The organism is Ruegeria sp. D4 (assembly GCF_056534475.1).
In genome coordinates, this window is the sequence record NZ_JBQFPJ010000022.1 from 24,468 (window position 1) to 47,343 (window position 22,876).

Genomic DNA, 22,876 nt, shown 5'->3' on the forward strand with positions numbered 1-22,876 from the left:
CATGCGCAACACTCTTGCTCTTATCCTGACCCTCGGTGCCGCCAGCCCGGCTCTGGCCGCGAGCGGCCCGTTCTTCTCGCTTGGCAATACCGACTTTGTCGTCCTTCTGGGCTTTATCGTCTTCATTGCGGTCCTGTTCTACTTCAAGGTTCCCGGCCTGATCGGCGGTGCCCTGGACAAACGGGCCGAAGGCATCAAGTCGGAACTCGACGAAGCCCGCGCCCTGCACGAAGAAGCCCGCAGCCTGCTGGCCTCGTACGAGCGCAAGCAGCGCGAGGTGCAGACTCAGGCAGACGCGATTGTGGCGGCGGCGAAAGACGATGCGGCACTGGCGGCGGAACAGGCCAAGGTCGATCTGGAGAAATCCATTGCCCGTCGTCTGGCGGCCGCACAGGATCAGATCGCATCGGCCGAAGCTTCGGCCGTAAAGGAAGTCCGTGATCAGGCCATTACGATTGCGGTTTCCGCCGCGAACGCCGTTCTGGCCAAGCAGATGACTGCGACGCAGGCCAACAAGCTGATCGACGCATCCATTGCCGACGTTGGTGAAAAGCTTCACTAACCGTATCACATCGTGATCAAGGAAAACCCGAAAGCCGCTGGCCTTCGGGTTTTTTTGTTTCCGTACAGTCCCGAGTTAAGCCGTCAGGGCTTGCCGGTTTCATGCTCCAGTCGCTGTTGGGCAATCGCCTCGTTCCGCAGCGCTTTCTGCTGATCCGCCAGACATTGTTCAACAAAGCTCAGATGCTGCTCGACCGCCTGCCGCGCCCCCTGCGGATCGCGGTCCTGCAGGGCGGTATTGATGGCGCGGTGCTGTTCCAGAATGGCCTCTCGGTTGGTGCGTTGCTGGAACATCACCTGTCGGTTGTAGAAGACGCCCTGACGCAGCAGATCGTACATCGACCGCATCATGTGCAGCATGACCACGTTGTGGCTGGCTTCGATGATCGCCATGTGGAACTGCGCGTCCAGATTTGCCTCTTCCTCGGCGGCGTTGCGGGCATGGGCGGCTTCCATCTTGTCGATGATCGCCTGCACCACCTTCAGATCGCTTTCTGATCCCAGCCGGGCCGCGCGCTCGGCCGCCAGCCCCTCCATATCCCGCCGAAACGACAGATAGTCGAACACGGCCTCGTCATGGCTGCCGAACAGACGGATCAGACCCGGCGAGAAGGCCGAGCCCAGAACATCGGCAACATAAATGCCAGATCCCGCTTTGGCCGTCAGCAACCCCTGATCCTGCAATTCCGATATCGCGTCACGCAAAGACGGGCGCGAGACACCCATCCGGTCGGCCAGTTCCCTTTCCGCCGGCAGGCGCTCTCCGGGGCGCAGAATCCCGCGCAATATCAGCAATTCGATCTGCCGGACCACGGCCAGAGACAGCTTTTCGCTTTGAACTTTGTGAAAGGGCATCGGTCATCACGTGAAATTGGTCAACTAACATGACCACGTATTCGGCCCATGTGCAAGAATGCGCCATCACGATGATTGAAATAATAGGTCAGCAATATTGACTTTAATGCAAACGTGAATAGCGTGCCGCCGTAACAGGCTGAGGAGGTCGATTGCCATGGACAAGCTTTATGCCACCCGCGCATCCCGGATGAAGGCATCCGAGATCCGCGAATTGCTGAAACTGCTGGATCAGCCGGACATCATTTCCTTTGCAGGCGGCATACCGGACCCGGCGCTGTTCCCGGCGGACGCCTTTGCACAAGCCTTTCAGGCCGCGTTGTCCCCCGAACAAAGGGCGCAGGCCCTGCAGTATTCGGTCAGCGAAGGTTACGTGCCGCTGCGCCAGTGGCTGGCGGATCATATGCGTGCGATCGGGGTCGAATGCGGCATCGACAACATCCTGATCACCTCGGGGTCGCAGCAGGCGCTGGATTATCTGGGTAAGCTGTTCCTGTCGCCCGGGGATACGGCCCTCGTCGGGTGGCCCACCTATCTGGGCGCGCTGGCGGCTTTCAATGCCTACGAGCCGCGTTTTGACAAACTCAGCATCAATGGCAACCGCGGGGCCGACGAATATGCAGCGGCAGCAGGTCAGGGCGCGGTCAAGTTTGCCTACCTGTCCCCGGATTTTGCCAACCCCACCGGCGAAACGGTCGACCTGCGTGGGCGCGAAACCCTGCTGGATCTGGCCGAGGATCTGGACTGCGCGATAATCGAGGACGGCGCCTATCAGGCCCTGCGCTATGACGGCGATCCGATCCCGCCCGTTCTGGCGCTGGAACTGGCCCGCAAAAGGTCGATCGAAGCGTGCCGCACCATCTATTGCGGAAGCTTCTCGAAAACCCTGTCGCCGGGCCTGCGCATGGGTTGGGTGGTGGCGGCCAAACCGGTGATTTCACGGCTGGTGCTGATGAAACAGGCCGCAGATCTGCATTCGGCCACGATCAACCAGATGGCGGTGCACCAGGTGGCACAAGCCTGTTTCGACACGCATATCCCCTTGCTGCGCCGCGTCTATGGCGCGCGTCGCGATGCGATGCTGGCGGCGCTGAAGGAGCACATGCCTGAGGGTGTCGCATGGACCCGCCCCGAAGGCGGCATGTTCATCTGGCTGACCCTGCCGAAAGAGATCAACGGCGCCGACCTGCTGGCGCGGGCATTGGAGACGGTGAAGGTTGCCTTTGTGCCGGGGCACGCGTTTTTCCCCGACGGCTCTGGCACAAACACCATCCGCCTCAGCTTCTCGAACTCGGACGAAGAGACCATCCGTGAAGGCGTACGCCGGTTGGGCGAGGCCCTGCGCGCCTGATCCGGAAAGGAAACGTTAACCAGATTGCCGCAAGACTGCGGCATGATCCGTTTGCTTGCCCTGTTGCTGCTGGCGGCCTGTTCGGCTGGCACGCCCTATTTTCGCAACCTCCCGGCCACCCGTGTTGCCGTCAATGGCAGCGTGTTCGATGTGCGTGTGCGCAACGAACTGGCCGAAGCGGTGCGGGTGAACACGCAATACGCCCCGCGTCTGGGACCGATCCGCGATCGCGCGGCGCTGGCCATGGCGCAGGTATCGGGCTGCCCGATCCTGGACGTGCTGGGCGATGCCGCAGTGACGGTCGGCGTTCTGGGCTGCGACCGGGAAATGGGCGAGCGGCTATTGCTGACGGCGATCTCGCGTCCGAACTATGAGTGTATCAGCTATGGGGGATTCGACTATGCGGTGTATGAATGCACCCCTTATTGAAACGCGCGGATTGTTGCGAGATTTGGCAAGATATTGTGGATAACTCGGATCATTGGTCCATATACTGCGTATCTCCGTTGACACCTCCCCCTTCGGTTGCGCAGACTTCCTACTCATAGGAATCACGGGACCCAGCGGCCATTGCGCTTTAGCAAACTCAAACTGACCGGCTTCAAAAGCTTTGTTGATCCGACCGATCTGATCATCGCGGACGGGTTGACCGGTGTTGTGGGTCCGAATGGATGCGGCAAGTCCAATCTGCTCGAGGCACTGCGCTGGGTCATGGGGGAAAACCGCCCGAAATCCATGCGCGGCGGCGCTATGGAGGATGTGATTTTTGCCGGCGCTGCCACGCGCCCCGCCCGCAATTTCGCCGAAGTGGTCCTGACCATGGACAACTCGGAACGTCTGGCGCCATCCGGGTTCAACGAGAGCGACCAGCTTGAGATCGTCCGCCGCATCACCCGCGATGTGGGCAGCGCCTACAAGACCAACGGCAAGGACGTGCGCGCCCGTGACGTGCAGATGCTGTTCGCCGATGCCTCGACCGGTGCACATTCACCGGCGCTGGTCGGCCAAAACCGCATCGCCGAACTGATCAACGCCAAACCCCGCGCGCGCCGCCGCATTCTTGAAGAGGCGGCGGGTATCTCGGGCCTGTATCAGCGCCGGCACGAGGCCGAGCTGAAATTGAAAGGAACCGAAGCCAACCTGACCCGGGTCGATGATGTGCTGGAACAATTGGGCACCCAACTGGCGCAACTCGCCCGTCAGGCCCGCCAGGCCGCCCGCTATCGCGAGATCGGCGAACAACTGCGGCAGGCTGAAGGGATGTTGCTGTATCGTCGTTGGAAAGAGGCCGACATGGCCCGCCAGCAGGCCGAGGAAAAACTGCGCGAGCGCATCACCGAAGCCTCGCGCGCCGAGGCCGAAGCCCGCGCGGCTGCCGCCAAACGCGCCGAGATCGAAGAAACCCTGCCACCGCTGCGCGAGGAAGAAGCCATCGCCGCCGCCGTCCTGCAGCGCCAGCAGGTTCAGCGCGACCAGCTTTCCGATCAGGAATCCCGCGCACGCCAAACCATCGAAACCCTGACCAACCGCATCAAGCAACTCGGCAACGATATCGAGCGCGAAGCCGGGCTGAACCGCGACGCAGGCGAGATGATCGAGCGTCTGGAATGGGAAGCCCGTGAGCTGGCCAAAGCGGCCGAAGGTCATGACGACAAAGTCTCCGAGGCTGCCGAAATCGCGCGCGAAGCCGCATCCGTGCTGCAGAACCGCGAAGATCACCTGTCGCAGGAAACCGAGGACATGGCCCGCCTCGTCGCCCGCCACCAGTCGGCGCAGCGGCTGGTCGAGGACAGCCGCAAGACCCTGTCCCGCTCTGAGGTCGAAGAAGACAAGGCGCGCGCCGCCGTGGATGAGGCCAAAGCTGCCCTGACCCGTTCCAGCGAAGCCTTTGAGGCCGCGCAGGACGGTGAGGAAGAAGCCCGCGAAGCCGCCGAAGCCGCCGAGGAAGCTCTGGCCTCCGCTGACGAGCTGCGCAACGACACGCAGGCCCGCGAAGCGGAAGCCCGCGCGCAAAGGTCCGAAGCCGAAGGGGAGTTGGGGGCCATTCGCGCGGAAACCATGGCGCTGGCCAAACTGGTCGAACGGGATACGGCCGAAGGCGGGCAGGTGCTTGATCTGCTGCGTGTGGCGCCGGGCTATGAAAAGGCGCTGGGGGCTGCGTTGGCCGACGATCTGCGCGCGCCCCTGGTCGAAGGCGACGGTCCTTCCGGCTGGGTTCAGGTTGCGGGATATGACAATGATCAGCCCTTGCCCGACGGTGCGGAACCGCTGGCACTGCATGTCTCGGGGCCGGATCGCTTAAGCCGGCGGATCGCACAGATCGGGTTGGTGGATGCCGATCTGGGCGCGCGACTGCAAGCTTCTCTGAAGCCCGGTCAGCGGTTGGTGTCGCGGTCGGGCGATTTGTGGCGCTGGGACGGGTTCCGGGCCTGGGCCGAGGATGCGCCAAGCGCGGCGGCCCTACGGCTTGAACAGCTCAACAAGCTGGAAGAGTTGAAGCAGGAACTGACCCGTACCGAAGCGCAGGCCGATGGTGCCCGCGCCGCGCACGAGGCGCTGTCTCGGCAACTGGCGGACGTGACCGAAGCCGATCGCCGCGCGCGCGAAGCCCGCCGTGCCGCCGATCAGCGCATGGCCGAAACCGCCCGCCTGCTGAGCCGGGCGGAGGCCGACCGCAACCTGGCGCAGGGCAAGCTGGAAACCCTGTCCCTTGCAGTGGATCGCCATAAAGAGGACGCCATGTCCGCCCGGGTCCAGCTGCGCGAGGCCGAAGGCGCATTGAGCGGTCTGGGCGACCTCGACAGTGCCCGGGCGCAGGTCGAGGACATCAAGCAGACGGTCGAGGCGGCGCGGATCACAATGCTGACCCACCGCTCGACCCATGACGAATTGCGCCGAGAGGGCGAGGCGCGGACCCGACGCTCGCAAGAAGTGACGAAAGACCTCAGCGGTTGGAAGCACCGTCTGGAGACGGCGGAAAAGCGTATCTCAGAACTGGCTGAACGCAAGGAAAGCTCGGAAGAGGAACTGTCCGATGCTATGGCCGCCCCCGGCGAGATTGCCGAGGCCCGCGAGGAGTTAAACGAACTGATCGAAGCGGCGGAGGCCCGCCGGGCCGAGGCCGCCGACAAACTGGCTGAGGCCGAGACCCAGCAGCGCGAGGTGGTCCTGGCCGAGCGCGAGGCGGAACGCCATGCCTCGGAAGCCCGCGAATCCCGCGCCGCCGCCGAAGCGCGCTGTGATGCGGCGAAAGAAAGCGTCGTTGCCGCAGCCGAACGCATTGCCGAGGATCAGCAACTGACCCCGAACCAGCTGCTGAACCGGTTGGACACGAACCCCGACCAGATGCCCGCCGCAGATGCGCTGGAGGCCGAAGTGAACCGCCACAAGCGTCAGCGCGACGCGATGGGCGCGGTGAACCTGCGCGCCGAAGAGGATGCCAAGGAGGTTCAGGAGGAGTTCGACACCCTGAACAGCGAAAAGGCCGACCTGGAAGAAGCGATCAAGGCCCTGCGCAGCGGCATCGCCAGCCTCAACCGCGAAGGGCGCGAACGGCTGCTGACCGCATTCGAACAGGTGAACGCGAACTTCGCCATGCTGTTCAAACACCTGTTTGGCGGCGGTGAGGCCAATCTGGTCATGGTCGAAAGCGACGATCCGCTGGACGCGGGGCTTGAGATCATGTGCCAGCCGCCGGGCAAGAAACTCTCGACCCTCAGCCTGCTGTCGGGCGGTGAGCAGACGCTGACGGCGACGGCGCTGATCTTCGGCGTCTTCCTCGCCAACCCCGCACCGATCTGTGTGCTGGACGAAGTTGACGCGCCGCTGGATGACGCCAACGTCACGCGCTTCTGCGATCTGCTGGACGAGATGTGCCGCCAGACCGACACGCGCTTCCTGATCATCACCCACCACGCCGTGACCATGGCGCGGATGGACCGGCTGTTTGGCGTGACCATGCAGGAGCAGGGCGTCAGCCAACTGGTCTCGGTCGACCTCAAGAAGGCCGAGCAGATGGTCGCCTGATCCATCACTGCAATGTCATGCCCAATTCAGACCCGCGCAGGGTAGGGTGGGGCATGACCCGTTTTCTGATCATTGCCCTGCTGACAGCCAGCCCGCTTGCGGCTGCAGAATGGCCCACCAAACCCGGAGACGTCCCCCTGAGCGCGCAGGAATTGGACGCATTGGCGGGCCGCACGCTGACATTCTACGACGACGGAAAATCGAAATACTCGGTGGGAGGGGCCTATTCCTACACCTACGCCAGCGGCGAATCCGCGTTCGGCACCTATTCCATCGCCGAGGACGGCAGCGTTTGCATCGCCTATCGCAACGGCTTCAGCCGCTGTGATCTGTATGTCCGCAGTGGTGAACGGCTGATCATGATTGATCAGAAGGGGAACCGCTATCCGGTGCGGCCGGAGTGAGAGCGAGGCGTGCACCGTCGATCATTTCATCCACTGGCTGCTAGGCGGGCTAAGCTGCCATGCGCTTTATTTGCTATCGCGCTGCAAGCAGCTGATCTTGGAGTTCCCGTAGCAGCTTTCTCTTCATGGCTCGCGCGTAGTCCGCATAGCCGTTCGCGATTTCTACAAATGCGCCGGGCCCAGAAATTACATGGTTCGCATAGTAAGCTTGAACCTCTGTCTCGGCCCCTTCGATCACTAGCCCGTTGACAGTCACGCGCTCGAAAGGAAAGTGTCTGTAAGCGCTTTCTGGCGGGTAGCGGTGGTTGTGGATACCATCACCGGAAACATCGAGAACAAGCCGGTCACACCAAGACACCTCGCTAAGTTTAGTCGCTCCGAAACTAAGCGCAGCGCCTATTGCGGTCGGATATTCGGCCGCTCCGCGCTGATGGACGAACAAGCGCTCAATGAACCCGGACAAATCCTGTTCGTTGTGGATAAATTTCCAAGGAGAGATGATCGTTTGCTGGTGGTAACCACTCCATTCGTAGGCCATCAGCGCAACAGCATCAGGTCTGGACAGGATCACGCTTCGTACTGATGGGTCGGACAGTGCGGCAGCGAGGCCTTCACGCTGCATTTTGTGTTCGGCATCGTCCACGCTGACCGAAACATCGAGTGCAAAAGCAAGGGCAGTCGAGCATTCTGGTTCTTCTGCTGTTGCCGGGCAGGTCGGCAGCAGCGCCAATAGGGCAATGCGTGCCAAAGGGATCATCGTGAAGCGCTCCTTTGCAACGTGTTTGATGAAAGAACGATAGCATATCGCCCGGGATTCGTCAGAATCGGCGTTGCCAGAACACTTGAAGCTTCGGAACATCCTTCTGTGATATGTTCCGGTCTGGGCTCAAAGCAGAGATTTGATCACAACCGCCCCAGCAACTCCGCCGTGGGCCACGCATCCGCAGGCAGCCCCAACCGGACCTGTTCGGCTTGCACCGCAGCGCGTGTCCCAGCGCCCAGAATGCCATCGATCTTGCCCACGTCATGCCCGCGCGCCTGCAGCTTGCCCTGCAACTGCTTCATTTGCGCACCGGACAGGCCCTGCGCCGGATTGCCCGCATTGTAGATCTGCGCGCCTTCAAGGCGTGTTCCGAAATAGGCGGCGGTCAGAACATAGACAAAGCTCTGGTTCCATTCGAAATAAACGTCGAAATTCGGATAGGCCAGAAAGGCCGGGCCCTTGTGACCCTGCGGCAGGATCAGCGAGGCGGGCAAATCCGCCAACGTCCCATTGCGCGCCTGAACGCCCATCGCCTGCCATTCTGACACAGGCCGCGGTTTGCCGGGGCCGGACAGCGACCAATCCATCTGCGCTGGTACCGTGACTTCCTGCAGCCACGGCTGACCCGGTTGCCAGCCCAGATGCGACAGCATCTTTGCCCCCGACATCAGCGCATCGGGCGCGGATGTCTTCAATGAGACCTTGCCGTCGCCGTCCCCATCGACACCGTTTTCCAGAATGTCACGCGGCAGCATCTGCACCATTCCGATCTCGCCCGCCCATGCCCCGGTGGTGCGGGCCGGGTCGAAATTGCCTTGTTGGTACAGCTCGATTGCCACGAAGATTTGCGGCCGGAACAGTTCGGGGCGGCGGCAGTCATGGGCCAGCGTCACTAGCGCGTTGCGGGTGTTGAAATTGCCCTGAAACGCGCCGTAATCGGTCTCGAACGCCCAGAACGCTAACAACACGCCGCGTGAGACGCCGTATTCCCGTTCGATCCGGTCGAACACCGCATCGTATTTTCCTGACATGGCCTTGCCCCGGTCGATCCGGTTCTGCGAGATCAGGCGACGGGAAAACTCGATGAAGGGTTTCTGGAACACGCCCTGCGCCCGGTCGGCTTTCAGCACTGCGCCATCCTGCTGAACACCATTGAAAAAGCCGTCCACGGTGGATGTGTCGAATCCCTGCTCAATGGCTTCGTCTTTCAGGCCCTTTACAAAGGAATTGAACCCGCCGCCGCATTGGGCAAAGGCAGGGGCGGCAAACAGGGTGGCGGCGATCAGGCCGGAAAGAAAACGCATGAGTGTGCCCGTCAGAAAATAAAGTTAAGCCCAACCCACACCGACACGAGGCCCAGTGCAAGCCCCCAAACCCGCCAAAGCATGTCACATGCGCGGAAAACCTCTGTCGCGCCGATCTCGCGCGGGGCTTCGCCATTGACCCATGCCAGATCGCGCACCTGCCCGTCGTAGCTGCGCGGGCCGGCCAGTGCCACGTTCAGCGCCCGCGCCATAGCGGCTTCGGGCCAGCCTGCATTGGGCGAGATATGCTGGCGCGCATCCCCTGTAATTTCAGGCCAGCGGTTCCATTGTCCCGACAACGCCACGATCATCAGACCGGTCAGCCGGGCCGGGATCAGGTTCAGCAGATCGTCGAACCGGGCCGCGGCCCAGCCGAATTCCCGATATTTGTCGTTGCGATAGCCGATCATGCTGTCGGCGGTGTTCACGGCCTTGTAGATCAGCAGGCCCGGAAGCCCCGCGACCAGAAACCAGAAGGCCGGCGCGATCACCCCGTCGCTCAGGTTCTCGGCGGCGCTTTCGATGGCCGAGCGTGCAACCTGCGCCTCGCTCATGTCGCGCGTATCACGCGACACGATCATCGCGACCTTCGCGCGCCCTTCGGGCAGGGATGCTCGCAACCCGTCCGCCACGTCCTTTACATGCGACACAAGCGATTTCTGCGCCAGCAGGATGGCGCAGATCACGACCTCGGCCATCCATCCCAGAAGCGAGAGCGCCCAGCCAATCAGGACCGACGCAACAACCAGCAGGGCGACAACCCCGACACCCTTGAGCCGTCGTCTGGCCCCATGGTTCAGGCGCTTGTCCAGCCAGCCGATTGCATTGCCGATTACCACTGCAGGGTGACGCAACCGCGACCACAGCCAATCCGGTTCACCCAGCGCAGCGTCCAGGGACATGGCGCAGATTAGCACGAACGCGCCAGTCACAGCGCGGCCTCAAGCCTGCCCCAGCCGTTGGCGGGCGGCAGACCAAGACGCAGGTAGGTTTCGGAATAGGGAAAGATGCGGCTCCAGATATGGGCCTGGGCCAGACGGTCCTGCCAGGCGGCGGCATTGTCCACCTCGTAGAGGCGGAACAGGGTCGTTCCCCCGACCAGCCTTGCGCCCTTGTGCGTGACCAGCCTGTCCAGCTGTGCGGCTTCGTCACTCAACCTTGCACGGGTGGCCTCGGCCCAGCCGGTGTCCTGCAGCGCCCGGGTTCCGATACGCAGGGCCGGACCCGATACCGCCCATGGCCCGGTCAGATCGTTCAGTCGGGCGATCATGTCCTTCGGACCGACGGCAAAGCCCAGCCGCAACCCCGCCAGCCCCCAGAACTTGCCAAAGCTTTTCAGAACGATTGTGCCGGGACGGTCCGACAGACGGATCAGTGAGGCGCCGGGTGTGACGTCGCAAAAGCTCTCGTCAATCACAGTCAGCGGAGAATCGGCGTCGCGTTCGGCCCAGATCCGGCCATCCGGGTTGTTGGGGTGCACAATCACCCGAGCCTCGGCCGCGCCGTCCCCGGTGACCGTCCAGCCCTGTGCGGCAAACGCCGCCGAGTGTTCATTATAGGTGGGCATCGTGATCTGGACCCGCCCCGTCGCTGCAAGCGCGGGAATGCGCGCGATCAGGGCCGACGCGCCGGGCGCGGGCAGAATCGCGGCCTCATCGGGAACCGACCAGAACTGGCGCGCAGCCTGGGTCAGACGCTCGAACGCGCCGTGATCGGGCAATTCCGTCCAGTCAGATGGCACCAGCCCGGAAACATCGTAGGGATGAGGGTTGATCCCGGTCGACAGATCAATCCAGTCGCTGCGCGTGCCACCATAGAACCGGATGGCCCCGTCCAGCCCGCCGCCGTGATCCCGGGTGCTGCGCGGGTTCAGGTTGTTATCGCCGCCGATCATGTGAATTCTGCCCCAAAACGCCCGATTCAGCCCGCTTCAAGCGGATTTTTGCCATTTTGACAAGCAAATCCGCGTGATCGGGGTCCCTCAAGGCCGTCATTAACACTTTGTTAAGGAAATCGCGTGATCACGAATTACGGGGGTCGGCACCGTTCACCTTATCAAGTGCCGAGGTTGTTGCAAATGAATGTTCTGATTGTTGAGAGTAACCCCGACCTTGGTCGGGTCTGGAAAAGGCATCTGGAAAGACAAGGCGCGATCGTTACGCTCGTCGCCGGTCAGGAGGCTGCGATCCTTGCGCTTTACGGAACGGCCTTTGACGTCATCGTTCTTGACTTGGTTCTGGAAACCGGCAGCGCGCTGGCGGTCGCGGATTTTGCCAGCTATCGCCGCCCCGAGGCGCGGGTGATCTTTGTCACCAACACAACGTTCTTCTCGGACGGTTCGATCTTTGCCCACAGTCCCAATGCCTGCGCTTATGTGCAAAGCGAAACGCCGCCAGAGGATCTGGCGGCGATGATCGAGCATTACGCGGCGGGTCGCTGATCGCGCCGGTGCGGTTCTGAATAATCCAGCACCGGGTTCACGGGAATGATGCGATGCGGGTTTATGCTGTCGTGGCTATAGTGATAGTGGCGCACGATGTGGTTCATGTTCACCGTCTGCGCGACGCCCGGCCACTGATACAGTTCGCGCGTATAGGCCCAGAGGTTCGGGTAATCGATCAGCCGCCGTTTGTTGCACTTGAAATGCAGATGATAGACTGGATCGAACCGGATCAGGGTGGTGAACAGCCGCCAGTCGGCCTCGGTCACGCGGTCCCCCATTAGGTAGCGGTTCCGGGCCAGCCTCTCCTCCAGCCAGTCCAGCGTGTCGAACAACGGATGCACGGCCGCGTCGTAAGCTTCCTGTGTGGTGGCAAAGCCTGATTTGTAGACACCGTTGTTGAAGTCGGAATAGATGCGGGCGTTGACCGCTTCGATCTCATCCCGCATCGCCTCGGGCCAATAGTCATCGGTATTGCCGGTGATCCCGTTGAAGGCGCTGTTAAACATCCGGATGATTTCCGAGCTTTCGTTCGACACGATCGTCTCCTGCGCCTTGTCCCAAAGGATCGGCACCGTCACACGACCCGAATAGGCAGGATCGGCTTTGGTGTAGATTTGATGCGCATGGGTCAGACCATAAAGCGTGTCGCCCGTGGCACCTTGCGCGTCCGGTTCGAATGTCCACCCCTGATCCAGCATGTCCGGGTTGACCACAGACACGGAGATATGATCGCGAAGACCCTTCAGTTCCCGAAAGATCAGCGTGCGGTGCGCCCAGGGGCAGGCAAAACTGACATACAGGTGATAGCGCCCGCTTTCCGCCGCAAACCCGCCCTTGCCCGACGGGCCGGGGCTGCCATCGGCGGTCAGCCAGTTGCGAAACTGCGCGGCCGAGCGTTTGAAAGCTCCGCCGGTTGATTTGGTGTCATACCAGGTGTCATGCCACGTGCCGTCGATCAACAGGCCCATATCGGCTCCTCCGTTTGCAGTTCCCCAAAACATATGATGCCGCGCCGGACCTTCCTACGTCACCAAGCGCGCAACCGGTCTGCGCCCGTGCACATCCGGCGCTGGGATTTTCGTGCAACAGATCATTGGCAAGCCGCGCCATGTGACCCGGTTCACTGGATTTTTACATCCATGCCCTCACAATAAAGGGCACCGAAGGGGAATTTTTGTATGAGTACGTATGTTTCAAAGGAAATGCGCGCCGAGTTGGACGCTGCGCGAATCGCCACATTGAAGAAAGCCAGCCGTTTGCGGGTGGAGATGGGCGACAATTACTTCAAGATCCTCAAATTGTGGAAAGACGGTTTCTCGGTCGAGGCCGCGACGACCCCGCGCTTGCGCGGGCTGGTCGACATCTATGACGGAGCAACCCACCTGTACCAATGCCTGATCATCGCCGATGAAGAGGAAGCGGGCGAAATGCGCTATGAATTCAAGCGCAACACCGTTGCCGCCGACAGCGCTCCGCTGGATTTCTACCGATCCCCCGATGCGCCGATCGCACTTCTGGGGCATGAGGACTAGGGGCGGACTTCCACCGTCCTACCGTGTTCCGTAAGGCTCAAAAACTGCGCTATCTCGATATTGGAAATTGCAATGCAGTCTGCTGTCCAATCGTCGGGCAAGGTCGGCCCGACAACGCCGATGGGTTGCCAGTGGATGAAAATATCGCCACGGGGATCAACCCCTGCTGCCGCGCCAGGGCGATGCCCTTCGGTTGCGGATAATCAATCCCAATGGACAGGTGAAACGCGCTTTGCGGATTGTCGCGATTGACGGCGAAAATACCCTCGGGCGTATTGCCGTCGCCTCCCCGTACCTTATTGCCATCTGCTGCAAACCCCAGCGCGATATCGGGCTGCATCACCACCGCGCCCTTCAGAGTAGCGGTCAGGCGCCGGGCAGATTTCTCGATCAAAAAGGCCCGGCGCACCTGTTACTGCAAGTCGCCAAACGCCCGTTTCAGCCGGGCGCAGGCGTCTTCGACCCGTGATTTCTGGGTCGCCAGATTGAACCGCTCAAACGTCTCGCCGCCCGTGCCGAAACCGGGGCCCGATGAGGTCGCGATCTTTGCATCCTCGCGCAGGCGGCGGACAAATTCGGCGTGATCCATCCCGGTGCCCGAGAAATCGACCCAGGCCAGATAGGTCGCCTGCAACGGCATCGACCACAGTCCGGGAATTTCGGCGATGGCGGCATCGAACAGTTTCCGGTTGTCGATCAGATGCGCGATCTGCGCATCGACCCATTCCGCCCCCGCAGGGGAATAGGCGGCGGTAACCATGGCAACGCCCAGAGCGGATGGATCATAGTCCAGCGTGTAAAGCCGGTGCCGCATCGTGGCGCGCAGCTTGTCGTCGGGGATGATCAGGTTGCCGGTGCGTTGACCCGCGATGTTGAACGTCTTGGACGCCGCCGTCAGCGTCACCGTCCGGGGCCGCGCCTCGGGGGCGGCGACATCCATCGGCACGAAGGTGTTTCCAGGATAGACCAGATCGTGGTGAACCTCGTCTGAAACCAGAAGCAGTCCGTTGCGTTCGGCAAAGGCAGCTACAGCCCGCAGTTCATCCGGCGTCCAGACCCGGCCCGACGGGTTCTGCGGCGAACACCACAGCAGCAACTTCTCGGACCCGTCCAGCCGCGACTGCGCATCTTCCAGATCCAGCGCGTAAGTATCACCGTCGCGCACCAACGGGCATTCCACGACGCGCCGCCCGGTCTTGTTCACCTTATGGGCAAACTCGTGGTAAACCGGCGGGAAAATGACCACGCCATCACCCGGTTCGCTCCAGACATCCAGACACAGTGCAATGGCATTACCCAGGCCTTGCGCGGACAGCACCCAGTCAGTGTCGATTTGCCAGTTGTGCCGGGTTTTCATCCACCAGGCTATGGCCTCAAGGTATTGCGGGTGCTGCCAGGAATACCCAAAAGTACCTTGATCGGCCGCCGCGCGCACCGCTTCGATCACGCAAGGCGCAGTGGCATAATCGGAATCCGCCGTCCACATCGCCAAACCGTCCCGGGGTGAAACCCCGTACAATTGTTCCATCTTGTCCCACTTGGTACAGTTGGTTTCGCGGCGGTCGATCGGGTCGTTGAAAGTCATGTCTGCTCCATTTGTCACGCCGAAAGCTAGCCACTATTGACACAAGCGCAAGGGGGGCGTTGCGGCTGGGCGCGCGTTGCCCTAAATCAGCCTCATGAAACGTGATATTCTGATCCATCCCGACCCCCGCCTGAAAAAGGTCTGCGCGCCTGTGGCCGACCTGACGGACGCGCTGCGCACGCTGGCCGACGACATGCTGGAGACGATGTATGATGCGCCCGGCATTGGCCTTGCCGCGCCGCAGATCGGCGTGCTCGAGCGGCTGATCGTGCTGGATTGCGTCAAGGAAGAGGGCGAAGCGCCGCGCCCGCTGATCATGTTCAACCCGGAAGTCATCGCCGCCTCGGAAGAAACCAATGTCTATGAGGAAGGCTGCCTGTCGATCCCTGAACAGTATGCCGAAGTGACCCGGCCCAAGGTGGTGGACGTGGCCTGGATGGACGAGAACGGCAATGCACGCACCGAAACATTTGACGGTTTGTGGGCAACCTGCGTTCAGCATGAGATCGACCACCTGAACGGCAAGTTGTTCATCGACTATCTCAAACCGCTCAAACGCCAGATGATCACCCGCAAGATGCAGAAGCTCAAACGTGAACGGGCCCGGACATGACCGTCCGCACCTGCCTGCCCTGGCCGGACAAGCGCCTGCGCACCAAGGCAGATGACGTCACCGAGATTACCGACGAAATCCGCGCCATCTGGAACGACATGATCGACACGATGGAGGCGATGCCGGGCGTTGGCCTCGCTGCGCCTCAGATCGGCGTCATGCTGCGGCTGGCGGTAGTCGACGGCTCGACCGAGCGGGGCCGGGCGATCCGGCTGGCGAACCCGGAAATCCTGCACAGTTCCATTGAGCTGCGCGAGCATGATGAGGCCAGCCCGAACCTGCCCGGTGTGTCGGCCAAGGTGAAGCGTCCGCGCGCGGTGACGGTGAAATACATCAATGAACAGGGCGTCGTCGACCGCCGCGACTTTGTCGGGATCGAGGCGACAAGCGTTCAGCATCAGATCGACCACCTGAACGGACGGATGTATTTCGACCGCCTCAGCAAGGTCAAACGCGACATGCTGCTGCGCAAGGCCAAGAAACTCACGTAGGCCGGGCTTCAGCCCGGCACCCCAGCACCTCCGGAGCCGACGATGCGCATAATCTTCATGGGAACCCCTGATTTCTCGGTCCCGGTGCTGGATGCGCTGGTCGAGGCCGGGCACGAGATCGCCGCCGTCTATTGCCAGCCGCCGCGCCCGGCCGGACGTGGAAAAAAAGACCGTCCGACCCCCGTACATGCCCGCGCCGAGGCGCTGGGCCTGACTGTCCGCCATCCCGTTTCGCTGAAATCAACCGAAGAACAGGCCAAATTCGCGGCACTGAAGGCAGATGTGGCCGTTGTTGTCGCCTATGGGCTGATCCTGCCGCAACCCGTTCTGGATGCGCCTTTGCGGGGGTGTCTGAACATCCATGCCAGCCTGCTGCCGCGCTGGCGCGGCGCGGCTCCGATCCACCGGGCGATCATGTCGGGGGATGCGCAGACCGGTATCTGCATCATGCAGATGGAGGCCGGGCTGGATACCGGCCCGGTCCTGCTGCGTCAGGCAACTGATATCGGGCCCGAGGAGACGACAGCCCAATTGCACGACCGGCTGTCCGGCATGGGCGCTGGGCTGATCGTCAAAGCGCTTGCCAAACTGCCTGATCTGAAACCCGAGCCGCAGCCCGATGATGGCGTGACCTATGCCACCAAGATCGACAAGGCCGAGGCGCGCATCGTCTGGGCACGGCCCGCCGCCGAGGTTGATCGCCAGATCCGCGGCCTGTCACCGTTTCCCGGCGCATGGACGGATATCAGCGGCGAGCGCATCAAGCTGCTGGGGTCGCGTCTGGCCGAAGGGCAGGGCGCACCGGGCGAAGTTCTGGATGCAACCCTGCGCGTGGCCTGCGGTGACGGGGCGGTCGAACTGCTGCGCTTGCAAAGGGCGGGCAAAGGCGCGCAGGATAGGGAAACCTTTCTGCGGGGCTGGCCGATCCCAACCGGCACCCGGATGTCTGCGGAGTAAGCTGAATGTTCATGATCCTGATGGGCACCGTCGTGATCGCCGGAATTGTGGGGTATCTGGCTGAAAAGACGGGCTTTACGCATAACGGATATCTGCCCTCGATCATCATCTGCGTTGGCGGGGCTTTTCTGTTCTATTTCGTCCGTATCATGTTCGGCATCAGCTTTGGCCCGCCCGGTCTGGACGCAATGCTGTCCTCCATCGGGGCCCTGATCATCGTGCCGACGCATTGGAGGAAATGACATGCCGGTTGTCGCCTTGATCGTGATCGGAGCCGCCGCAGGTTTCCTCGCCACGCGATTGATGCGGATCGAGGCCGATATTCCCACCACCATGCTGATTGGCATCGTTGGCGCTCTGATTGGCGGCTTTGTGTTGCGGATGCTGGTGACTGTGATGGGCTGGCTTTCCGGCTTCGTCGGCGCTGTTTTGGGCGCGCTTCTGGTGATCTGGCTGTGGCAGAATTACCTGCGGCGCTGATGTCTTGACCTTTCGGTGCGTTAAGGGCCAGATCACGGCCGATCCGCAACGTAAGGAAGTCCAATGCCGCATGATCTGAAACCGGGTGACGTCGCCCTGATGGGTGTCCCGCTGGACCTGCATTCCTCATTCCTGCAAGGTCCGGCCTTTGCCCCGGGCCGCATCCGCGAGGCGTTGCATTCCGGTGCCGCCAATCTGACCGCCGAAGACGGCACCGATCTGGGCGCGACCGACCGGTTCAGGGACACGGGCGATCTGGACGTGTTCGAGATGCGCGGCCAGGAACCCATTGACCGGATCGAAACAGGGGCAGCCGAGCGCATCGCCACAGGCGCGCGGTTGTTGTCGCTGGGCGGCGATCATTCGGTCGCCTTTCCACTGATCAAGGCGCATTCCGAACGGTACGAAGGGCTGAACATCCTGCATATCGATTCACACCCCGATCTGTATGACGAACAGGATATCGGCCCGCTTGGCCATGGATGCCCCTTTGCCCGCGTGATGGAAAGCTGCCGGATCAACCGTCTGGTGCAAGTTGGCATCCGGACTATGAACACCCATCAGCGAGAGCAGGCCGAAAAGTTCGGGGTCGAGGTCATCGACATGCGCAACTGGCGATCCGACCTGCAGATTTCTTTCGAAGGTCCGGTCTACCTGTCGCTGGATCTGGATGCGCTGGACCCGGCCTTTGCGCCCGGTGTCTCGCATCACGAACCCGGTGGACTCAGCACGCGCGAGGTCATTGATCTGATTAACCGGTTTCAGGGCCAGCTGGTCGGTGCGGATATCGTGGAACTGAACCCGCATCGCGACCCTTATGGCATGACGGCCATGGTCGCGGCCAAGTTTGTCAAGGAAATCGGCGCGCGCCTGCTGCGCCGCTAGCGGTTGTCACAAACCTCGGCTGATCCAAGCCGCGGGGCGGTGTCGGTTGTCATGCCAAACAGTTCAGTCTCGGCCGCGGTCATCCAATGCATGCCCTCGGCCGGGGCTGCGGCCAGCGTGAACCAATAGAACTCCTCGGGCGCGCCGATATCGCGGAAATAGTCCAGATAGCGGTCGTGTTCGGGGTCGGTGGTTGGAATTTCGGTCGCAACGATGCCTGCCCCGCTCCAGCTGTGAACGCCGACGCAGGCGCCCGGCTGCAAAATGCGCCGCTTGCCGGCCAGGAACAGATCCGTTCCGCCAGACGCAATCAGCCCGTTTGACGGAACGATGATGTCGAACCCTGCATCATGCACTGCGCGGCTGAACACCACATTGGCGTCATCGTCCGCCGACCCTTCGATATTCAACAACACCAGCGTCCGGATGTCTGGGTTGCGCGCGACGACCTTTTCAAAGGCGGCAAGCGTGGTGTCATCGATTGTGCCGGTTGCGATGATCTGATCATCCCGGGCGACAAACTGCACAGGCTGGTAAAACGTGCCGCATGACGCCAGCAGGCTCAGGCAGGTGCAAATAATGACTGGCCTGGTTTTCATCCGGAAACTCGCACTGTGATGGCCATGAGGTATCAGCGCGAAGATGGCCCGTCCACCGGTCAGGGCGACACTGCGGCTCAGGCCTGCGCCTTCTTGGGTTTGAACGGGGCCATTCCGGCACGGGCCAGTTCATCGGCACGCTCGTTCTCGGGGTGTCCGGCATGGCCCTTGACCCATTCCCAGGTCACGTCATGGTGCGACTGTGCTTCGTCCAGCCGCTGCCACAGATCGACATTCTTGACCGGTTTCTTGTTCGAGGTCTTCCAGCCGTTTTTCTTCCAGCCGAATATCCAGCCGGTGACGCCGTTTTTGACATAGGCGCTGTCGGTCACGATGGTAATCGCGGACGAACGCTCCAGTGTTTCCAGCGCACTGATCGCGGCCAACAATTCCATCCGGTTGTTGGTGGTTTCGGCCTCTCCGCCGTTCAGTTCACGCTCTTTCAGAATGCGTTCGCCATCCACCGCGCGCAAAAGAACACCCCATCCGCCGGGGCCGGGATTTCCCGAACACGCACCATCGGTGTAGGCAAACAGATCAGGCATGGGCGAAAACCAGAACGAACCCGTCATAGGACCCGGCCAGCCCTTTTCCCATCCCGGTCACGCAACGATCCAGCGTGAAACCGGCATCGGCCAGCGCCGCTTCGATCTCGGGTTGTGAATAATAGGTGTAGTACCGATCCAGATCGTCGCGATGTTCGCCCGTACCCAGTTTCATGCCCAGAAACAACTGGCCGCCGGGTTTCAGCGCCCGGTGGATCGCGCTCAGGTGTCGGGGGAAATCGGCGCGTGGGGCGTGCAGCAGGGAAAAGCTGGCATAGATGCCGTCGTATTCGGCCTCTTCGGTGACGTCCTCGAACGTACCCAGATGCGCATCCACCCCGTTCTCGCGGGCATGGTCCACAAAGGCTGGCGTGGCATCCAGCGCCCTGACCTTCAGGCCCTGCCGCATCAGAAACGCACTGTCCGATCCGGGGCCCGAGCCCAGATCCAGCACGTATCCGCCTGCGCCGACCGCGTCGGCAAAAGCCTGTCGTGCCTCAAGCTGTTCGGCAGGCAGCGGCATCTGCAGATAATCCGATACCCGGCTGGTATAGGCGTCGATCGTTTTCCGGTCCGGCATCACGCAGGTTCCCTCAGTACGCGCGGCACTTTGAACTCCACGTTTTCCACGGCGGTCTCGACCAGTTCGACGGTCACGTCGTAATGATCGCGGAAGGCGTCGATCACCTCGTTGACCAGCACTTCGGGGGCCGAGGCTCCGGCGGTGATAGCGGTGCTGGAAATCCACTCAAGCGCACGCCAGTCGATCTCGGTCGCGCGCTGCACCAGCTGTGCGTAATTGCACCCCGCGCGGGACGCGACCTCGACCAGACGGCGCGAGTTGGACGAGTTCGGTGCGCCCACCACCAGCAGGGCATCGGATTTCGGTGCTACCGACTTGACCGCTTCCTGCCGGTTGGTGGTGGCGTAACAGATGTCTTCCTTGTGCGGACCGACAATGGCGGGGAACCGCGCCTCAAGGGCCGCTACGATATCCCGCGTGTCATCCACCGACAGGGTGGTCTGCGTGACAAAGGCCAGCTTGCCCGGGTCGCGCACCTGTACCTGCGCCACATCGTCGACGGTTTCCACCAGCAGCACCTCGCCATCGGGCAGTTGCCCCATGGTGCCGACAGTCTCGGGATGGCCTTTGTGGCCGATCATGATCATCTGCAGCCCGGCATCCGCGTGGCGCTGTGCCTCGACATGGACCTTGGACACCAGCGGGCAGGTGGCGTCGACATAGATCATCTCGCGTTGGGCGGCTGTTGCGGGAACCGATTTTGGCACACCATGGGCGGAGAAGATCACCGGTCGGTCGTCGGGGCATTCGTCCAGCTCCTCGACAAAGACCGCGCCCTTGTCGCGCAGCCCGTCGACCACGAATTTGTTGTGCACGATCTCGTGGCGCACATAGACAGGCGCGCCCCATTTCTGCAGCGCCATTTCCACGATCTTGATGGCACGGTCCACACCGGCGCAGAAGCCCCGCGGGGCAGCAAGGTAGAGTGTCAGGGGCGGCTTGGTCATTGGGCGGTCTCCTTACGGCACAGGTATTTCTTTTCCTGGCCTTGGTCCAGACAGAACCGCGTCATCGATCTGACATGAATCGGTGTTACCAAGATGGTGTTTCAGCACCTGTTCCTAGTTAAAGAAAGCGCGGCCAGGATCCAGATCCTGACCGCGCATATTTTTTCCCCATCAAGAAAACGTTGGCCGGGTCAGTGCCCGCCAGCGACCGCGACACTGCGCGTCTCAGCGGGCATCTCGCGCGGAGGGCGGCCGATCACGTCGCGCAGGTCCTCGAGTTCGATAAAGTTGTCGGCCTGGCGGCGCAGCTCGTCCGAGATCATCGGCGGCTGGCTACGGATGGTCGAGACGACCGAAACGCGCACGCCTTGGCGTTGCAGGCTGGCAATCAGCGGGCGGAAATCCCCATCGCCCGAGAACAGCACGATATGATCCACGCGCGGTGCCAGTTCCATGGCATCGACAGTAAGCTCGATATCCATGTTCCCTTTGACTTTCCGACGCCCCATGCTGTCGGTGTATTCCTTGGCCGGCTTTGTCACCATGGTGAAGCCGTTATAGTGCAGCCAGTCGACCAGCGGGCGGATGGGTGAGTATTCGTCGTTTTCCAGTAGCGCCGTGTAATAAAAAGCTCTAAGCAGTTTGCCTCTGCGCATGAATTCCTGACGCAGCAACTTGTAGTCGATATCAAAGCCGAGTGCTTTCGCGGCCGCATAAAGATTCGAGCCGTCGATGAACAGCGCCAGCCGTTCGTCCTTGTAAAACATAAATAGGTCCTTCCGGTATAATCCAGAGCGCCGCTTGTTACGTGAGTGAGCGAGTGAGAAAAATTATGGGCACCCCGATACCCCATAATTTAGTGCTTTTAATGTGTATCGCAAGTATGCAATTCGCCGAATATAGGGGGTGTAATGGTTAATTCTTCGTTAATCGCGGTTGTAGCGCTGGGCGCCAATCTCAGTCTGAGAGGAGCCGCGCCGGAAATGACCCTACGTCAATCTCTGGATGCGCTGGCGCACCGGGGTGTGGTGATTCGCTCTGTCAGCCGCTTTTTTGCGACCCCCTGTTTTCCCGCCGGTGCGGGTCCGGATTACGTCAATGCCGCGGCTTTGATCGAAACGGATCTGGCACCGGAAGACCTGCTTCAGATCCTACACGAGGTCGAGCATGAGTTCGGGCGCGAACGCGCGCAGCGCTGGGGGATGCGGACGCTGGATCTGGATCTGGTCTGTTACGGCGACCTGGTGCATCCGGACCGGGCGGAACATGACCGCTGGCGCACCCTGCCGACGCAGGACCAGGCCCGTCAGGCCCCCGACCAATTGATTCTGCCGCACCCACGCCTTCAGGACCGGGCTTTCGTGCTGGTTCCGATGGCGGACGTGGTACCCGACTGGCAGCATCCCGTACTGGACCGGACGGTGACCGAGATGGTCGCAGCTCTGCCGCCTGAAGATGTTGCGCAGGTTACGCCGCTGTGATCCGCGCATTTTCGGTATTTCCCGCTTGTCAATGCCGGGATTCGCGCTTAGATAATCCCCTTCCTGACATGGATTCAGTAACGGAGAGCGCTCAATGGCCCGCGTGACGGTTGAAGACTGCGTAGACAAGGTACCGAACCGGTTCGAACTGGTGATGCTCGCCGCCCATCGTGCGCGCGAGATTTCTGCCGGTGCGTCGATCACCGTGGACCGTGACAACGACAAGAACCCCGTCGTGTCGCTGCGCGAGATTGCGGACGAAACCCAAAGCGCGGATGACCTGCGCGAGCGTCTGATCGAAGCCAACCAGACCCAGATCGAGGTTGATGAGCCGGAAGAAGATCAGATGGCGCTGCTGATGGGTGCGGAATCGGACAAGCCTGCCGATGACGACATGTCGGAAGAAAAGCTCCTGCGCGCTCTGATGGAGGCACAGGGTCAGGGGTAAGCCCAAAGAATGAGGGTGCGGAC

At 61.5% G+C, this 22,876-nt stretch carries 28 protein-coding genes; 15 read left to right on the forward strand and 13 right to left on the reverse strand.

Features of this window, described 5'->3' with window-relative positions; all coding sequences use genetic code 11:
• Window position 1 precedes the first annotated feature (1 nt).
• Window positions 2–562 (forward strand): F0F1 ATP synthase subunit B, encoded by a 561-nt coding sequence (locus tag ACR0MI_RS20910; RefSeq protein ID WP_170611989.1) that lies wholly within the window; start codon window positions 2–4, stop codon window positions 560–562.
• 83 nt (window positions 563–645) lie between these two features.
• Here ACR0MI_RS20910 and ACR0MI_RS20915 read toward each other — a convergent pair whose 3' ends face one another.
• On the reverse strand, window positions 646–1,416 hold the full coding sequence (locus tag ACR0MI_RS20915) for an FCD domain-containing protein (RefSeq protein ID WP_170611988.1): 771 nt from the start codon (window positions 1,414–1,416) through the stop codon (window positions 646–648).
• Window positions 1,417–1,573: 157 nt separating this feature from the next.
• Between ACR0MI_RS20915 and ACR0MI_RS20920 the strand changes: the two genes are divergently transcribed.
• The 4 genes from ACR0MI_RS20920 (at window position 1,574) to ACR0MI_RS20935 (ending at window position 7,197) form a co-directional block, all read left to right on the forward strand.
• Complete coding sequence (locus ACR0MI_RS20920; RefSeq protein WP_170611986.1) at window positions 1,574–2,767, forward strand: aminotransferase-like domain-containing protein; 1,194 nt, start codon at window positions 1,574–1,576, stop codon at window positions 2,765–2,767.
• 42 nt (window positions 2,768–2,809) lie between these two features.
• Window positions 2,810–3,196, forward strand: a complete 387-nt coding sequence (locus ACR0MI_RS20925; RefSeq protein ID WP_170611984.1) for a hypothetical protein — start codon at window positions 2,810–2,812, stop codon at window positions 3,194–3,196.
• A 141-nt stretch (window positions 3,197–3,337) separates the two neighbouring features.
• Window positions 3,338–6,793 (forward strand): AAA family ATPase, encoded by a 3,456-nt coding sequence (locus ACR0MI_RS20930; RefSeq protein WP_170817247.1) that lies wholly within the window; start codon window positions 3,338–3,340, stop codon window positions 6,791–6,793.
• A gap of 53 nt (window positions 6,794–6,846) precedes the next feature.
• Window positions 6,847–7,197: a hypothetical protein gene (locus tag ACR0MI_RS20935; RefSeq protein WP_170611980.1), complete on the forward strand. Its 351-nt coding sequence runs from the start codon at window positions 6,847–6,849 to the stop codon at window positions 7,195–7,197.
• A 73-nt stretch (window positions 7,198–7,270) separates the two neighbouring features.
• Here the strand turns inward: ACR0MI_RS20935 and ACR0MI_RS20940 are convergent, their stop codons facing one another.
• From ACR0MI_RS20940 to ACR0MI_RS20955, 4 genes are all read right to left on the reverse strand, one after another.
• Window positions 7,271–7,954 (reverse strand): DUF1194 domain-containing protein, encoded by a 684-nt coding sequence (locus ACR0MI_RS20940; RefSeq protein WP_170611978.1) that lies wholly within the window; start codon window positions 7,952–7,954, stop codon window positions 7,271–7,273.
• A gap of 146 nt (window positions 7,955–8,100) precedes the next feature.
• The gene (locus tag ACR0MI_RS20945; RefSeq protein ID WP_170817248.1) at window positions 8,101–9,264 is read right to left on the reverse strand and encodes a lytic murein transglycosylase; all 1,164 of its coding nucleotides are present in this window, start codon (window positions 9,262–9,264) and stop codon (window positions 8,101–8,103) included.
• A gap of 11 nt (window positions 9,265–9,275) precedes the next feature.
• Window positions 9,276–10,196, reverse strand: coding sequence for an adenosylcobinamide-phosphate synthase CbiB (gene cbiB, locus ACR0MI_RS20950; protein ID WP_170619197.1), 921 nt, complete (start codon window positions 10,194–10,196; stop codon window positions 9,276–9,278).
• A complete protein-coding gene (locus ACR0MI_RS20955) occupies window positions 10,193–11,158 on the reverse strand; it encodes a threonine-phosphate decarboxylase (protein ID WP_170817249.1) in 966 nt (321 codons plus the stop codon). The genes cbiB and ACR0MI_RS20955 overlap by 4 nt, the downstream gene beginning before the upstream one ends.
• A 183-nt stretch (window positions 11,159–11,341) precedes the next feature.
• On the opposite strand from ACR0MI_RS20955, the gene ACR0MI_RS20960 reads away from it, so the two are divergent.
• Window positions 11,342–11,704: a response regulator transcription factor gene (locus ACR0MI_RS20960; RefSeq protein WP_170611970.1), complete on the forward strand. Its 363-nt coding sequence runs from the start codon at window positions 11,342–11,344 to the stop codon at window positions 11,702–11,704.
• On the opposite strand, the gene ACR0MI_RS20965 is transcribed toward ACR0MI_RS20960, so the two are convergent.
• Window positions 11,686–12,675 (reverse strand): glutathione S-transferase family protein, encoded by a 990-nt coding sequence (locus ACR0MI_RS20965; protein ID WP_170611968.1) that lies wholly within the window; start codon window positions 12,673–12,675, stop codon window positions 11,686–11,688. The genes ACR0MI_RS20960 and ACR0MI_RS20965 overlap by 19 nt on opposite strands.
• A gap of 210 nt (window positions 12,676–12,885) precedes the next feature.
• Between ACR0MI_RS20965 and ACR0MI_RS20970 the strand changes: the two genes are divergently transcribed.
• Complete coding sequence (locus ACR0MI_RS20970; RefSeq protein ID WP_170611966.1) at window positions 12,886–13,239, forward strand: hypothetical protein; 354 nt, start codon at window positions 12,886–12,888, stop codon at window positions 13,237–13,239.
• Between the two features lie 49 nt (window positions 13,240–13,288).
• On the opposite strand, the gene ACR0MI_RS20975 is transcribed toward ACR0MI_RS20970, so the two are convergent.
• A complete protein-coding gene (locus ACR0MI_RS20975; protein WP_480440591.1) occupies window positions 13,289–13,648 on the reverse strand; it encodes a hypothetical protein in 360 nt (119 codons plus the stop codon).
• Between the two features lie 3 nt (window positions 13,649–13,651).
• Window positions 13,652–14,824, reverse strand: a complete 1,173-nt coding sequence (locus tag ACR0MI_RS20980; RefSeq protein ID WP_170611962.1) for a PatB family C-S lyase — start codon at window positions 14,822–14,824, stop codon at window positions 13,652–13,654.
• 94 nt (window positions 14,825–14,918) lie between these two features.
• Between ACR0MI_RS20980 and def (ACR0MI_RS20985) the strand changes: the two genes are divergently transcribed.
• The 6 genes from def (ACR0MI_RS20985) to speB all read left to right on the forward strand — a co-directional run bounded on the left by def (ACR0MI_RS20985) (window position 14,919) and on the right by speB (window position 18,250).
• Complete coding sequence (gene def, locus ACR0MI_RS20985; protein WP_170611959.1) at window positions 14,919–15,437, forward strand: peptide deformylase; 519 nt, start codon at window positions 14,919–14,921, stop codon at window positions 15,435–15,437.
• On the forward strand, window positions 15,434–15,928 hold the full coding sequence (gene def, locus ACR0MI_RS20990) for a peptide deformylase (RefSeq protein ID WP_170611957.1): 495 nt from the start codon (window positions 15,434–15,436) through the stop codon (window positions 15,926–15,928). Before def (ACR0MI_RS20985) ends, def (ACR0MI_RS20990) begins: the two co-directional genes overlap by 4 nt.
• A 42-nt stretch (window positions 15,929–15,970) precedes the next feature.
• The gene (fmt, locus tag ACR0MI_RS20995; RefSeq protein WP_170611955.1) at window positions 15,971–16,885 is read left to right on the forward strand and encodes a methionyl-tRNA formyltransferase; all 915 of its coding nucleotides are present in this window, start codon (window positions 15,971–15,973) and stop codon (window positions 16,883–16,885) included.
• Between the two features lie 5 nt (window positions 16,886–16,890).
• Complete coding sequence (locus ACR0MI_RS21000) at window positions 16,891–17,127, forward strand: hypothetical protein (protein WP_170611953.1); 237 nt, start codon at window positions 16,891–16,893, stop codon at window positions 17,125–17,127.
• Window position 17,128: 1 nt separating this feature from the next.
• Window positions 17,129–17,365 (forward strand): GlsB/YeaQ/YmgE family stress response membrane protein, encoded by a 237-nt coding sequence (locus tag ACR0MI_RS21005; protein ID WP_170611951.1) that lies wholly within the window; start codon window positions 17,129–17,131, stop codon window positions 17,363–17,365.
• 63 nt (window positions 17,366–17,428) lie between these two features.
• A complete protein-coding gene (speB, locus tag ACR0MI_RS21010) occupies window positions 17,429–18,250 on the forward strand; it encodes an agmatinase (protein ID WP_170611949.1) in 822 nt (273 codons plus the stop codon).
• Here speB and ACR0MI_RS21015 read toward each other — a convergent pair.
• The 5 genes from ACR0MI_RS21015 to ACR0MI_RS21035 form a co-directional block, all read right to left on the reverse strand.
• Complete coding sequence (locus ACR0MI_RS21015) at window positions 18,247–18,849, reverse strand: Clp protease/crotonase-like domain-containing protein (protein ID WP_170611947.1); 603 nt, start codon at window positions 18,847–18,849, stop codon at window positions 18,247–18,249. The two genes, speB and ACR0MI_RS21015, sit on opposite strands and share 4 nt — an antisense overlap.
• A 77-nt stretch (window positions 18,850–18,926) precedes the next feature.
• On the reverse strand, window positions 18,927–19,394 hold the full coding sequence (rnhA, locus tag ACR0MI_RS21020) for a ribonuclease HI (RefSeq protein WP_170611945.1): 468 nt from the start codon (window positions 19,392–19,394) through the stop codon (window positions 18,927–18,929).
• Complete coding sequence (locus ACR0MI_RS21025) at window positions 19,387–19,974, reverse strand: class I SAM-dependent methyltransferase (RefSeq protein ID WP_170611943.1); 588 nt, start codon at window positions 19,972–19,974, stop codon at window positions 19,387–19,389. The genes rnhA and ACR0MI_RS21025 overlap by 8 nt, the downstream gene beginning before the upstream one ends.
• Window positions 19,974–20,924, reverse strand: a complete 951-nt coding sequence (ispH, locus tag ACR0MI_RS21030) for a 4-hydroxy-3-methylbut-2-enyl diphosphate reductase (RefSeq protein ID WP_480855509.1) — start codon at window positions 20,922–20,924, stop codon at window positions 19,974–19,976. The genes ACR0MI_RS21025 and ispH overlap by 1 nt, the downstream gene beginning before the upstream one ends.
• 191 nt (window positions 20,925–21,115) lie before the next feature.
• Complete coding sequence (locus ACR0MI_RS21035; protein ID WP_170611939.1) at window positions 21,116–21,691, reverse strand: LabA-like NYN domain-containing protein; 576 nt, start codon at window positions 21,689–21,691, stop codon at window positions 21,116–21,118.
• 144 nt (window positions 21,692–21,835) lie between these two features.
• Between ACR0MI_RS21035 and folK the strand changes: the two genes are divergently transcribed.
• Entirely contained in the window at window positions 21,836–22,405 is a 570-nt protein-coding gene (gene folK, locus ACR0MI_RS21040; protein ID WP_170611937.1) for a 2-amino-4-hydroxy-6-hydroxymethyldihydropteridine diphosphokinase, read from the forward strand.
• 94 nt (window positions 22,406–22,499) lie between these two features.
• Window positions 22,500–22,853 carry a DNA-directed RNA polymerase subunit omega gene (gene rpoZ, locus ACR0MI_RS21045; protein WP_170611935.1) on the forward strand — a complete coding sequence of 118 codons (354 nt, stop codon included), beginning with the start codon at window positions 22,500–22,502 and terminating at the stop codon, window positions 22,851–22,853.
• Window positions 22,854–22,876: the final 23 nt, after the last annotated feature.

Excerpts from the sequence above, each read along its gene's own strand:
- ACR0MI_RS20910 (WP_170611989.1), top strand. The coding sequence starts at position 2 with ATGCGCAACACTCTTGCTCTTATCCTGACCCTCGGTGCCGCCAGCCCG.
- ACR0MI_RS20915 (WP_170611988.1), bottom strand. The coding sequence starts at position 1,416 with ATGCCCTTTCACAAAGTTCAAAGCGAAAAGCTGTCTCTGGCCGTGGTC.
- ACR0MI_RS20920 (WP_170611986.1), top strand. The coding sequence starts at position 1,574 with ATGGACAAGCTTTATGCCACCCGCGCATCCCGGATGAAGGCATCCGAG.
- ACR0MI_RS20925 (WP_170611984.1), top strand. The coding sequence starts at position 2,810 with ATGATCCGTTTGCTTGCCCTGTTGCTGCTGGCGGCCTGTTCGGCTGGC.
- ACR0MI_RS20935 (WP_170611980.1), top strand. The coding sequence starts at position 6,847 with ATGACCCGTTTTCTGATCATTGCCCTGCTGACAGCCAGCCCGCTTGCG.
- ACR0MI_RS20940 (WP_170611978.1), bottom strand. The coding sequence starts at position 7,954 with ATGATCCCTTTGGCACGCATTGCCCTATTGGCGCTGCTGCCGACCTGC.
- ACR0MI_RS20945 (WP_170817248.1), bottom strand. The coding sequence starts at position 9,264 with ATGCGTTTTCTTTCCGGCCTGATCGCCGCCACCCTGTTTGCCGCCCCT.
- ACR0MI_RS20955 (WP_170817249.1), bottom strand. The coding sequence starts at position 11,158 with ATGATCGGCGGCGATAACAACCTGAACCCGCGCAGCACCCGGGATCAC.
- ACR0MI_RS20960 (WP_170611970.1), top strand. The coding sequence starts at position 11,342 with ATGAATGTTCTGATTGTTGAGAGTAACCCCGACCTTGGTCGGGTCTGG.
- ACR0MI_RS20965 (WP_170611968.1), bottom strand. The coding sequence starts at position 12,675 with ATGGGCCTGTTGATCGACGGCACGTGGCATGACACCTGGTATGACACC.
- ACR0MI_RS20970 (WP_170611966.1), top strand. The coding sequence starts at position 12,886 with ATGAGTACGTATGTTTCAAAGGAAATGCGCGCCGAGTTGGACGCTGCG.
- ACR0MI_RS20980 (WP_170611962.1), bottom strand. The coding sequence starts at position 14,824 with ATGACTTTCAACGACCCGATCGACCGCCGCGAAACCAACTGTACCAAG.
- def (WP_170611959.1), top strand. The coding sequence starts at position 14,919 with ATGAAACGTGATATTCTGATCCATCCCGACCCCCGCCTGAAAAAGGTC.
- def (WP_170611957.1), top strand. The coding sequence starts at position 15,434 with ATGACCGTCCGCACCTGCCTGCCCTGGCCGGACAAGCGCCTGCGCACC.
- fmt (WP_170611955.1), top strand. The coding sequence starts at position 15,971 with ATGCGCATAATCTTCATGGGAACCCCTGATTTCTCGGTCCCGGTGCTG.
- ACR0MI_RS21000 (WP_170611953.1), top strand. The coding sequence starts at position 16,891 with ATGTTCATGATCCTGATGGGCACCGTCGTGATCGCCGGAATTGTGGGG.
- ACR0MI_RS21005 (WP_170611951.1), top strand. The coding sequence starts at position 17,129 with ATGCCGGTTGTCGCCTTGATCGTGATCGGAGCCGCCGCAGGTTTCCTC.
- speB (WP_170611949.1), top strand. The coding sequence starts at position 17,429 with ATGCCGCATGATCTGAAACCGGGTGACGTCGCCCTGATGGGTGTCCCG.
- ACR0MI_RS21015 (WP_170611947.1), bottom strand. The coding sequence starts at position 18,849 with ATGAAAACCAGGCCAGTCATTATTTGCACCTGCCTGAGCCTGCTGGCG.
- rnhA (WP_170611945.1), bottom strand. The coding sequence starts at position 19,394 with ATGCCTGATCTGTTTGCCTACACCGATGGTGCGTGTTCGGGAAATCCC.
- ACR0MI_RS21025 (WP_170611943.1), bottom strand. The coding sequence starts at position 19,974 with ATGCCGGACCGGAAAACGATCGACGCCTATACCAGCCGGGTATCGGAT.
- ispH (WP_480855509.1), bottom strand. The coding sequence starts at position 20,924 with ATGACCAAGCCGCCCCTGACACTCTACCTTGCTGCCCCGCGGGGCTTC.
- ACR0MI_RS21035 (WP_170611939.1), bottom strand. The coding sequence starts at position 21,691 with ATGTTTTACAAGGACGAACGGCTGGCGCTGTTCATCGACGGCTCGAAT.
- folK (WP_170611937.1), top strand. The coding sequence starts at position 21,836 with ATGGTTAATTCTTCGTTAATCGCGGTTGTAGCGCTGGGCGCCAATCTC.
- rpoZ (WP_170611935.1), top strand. The coding sequence starts at position 22,500 with ATGGCCCGCGTGACGGTTGAAGACTGCGTAGACAAGGTACCGAACCGG.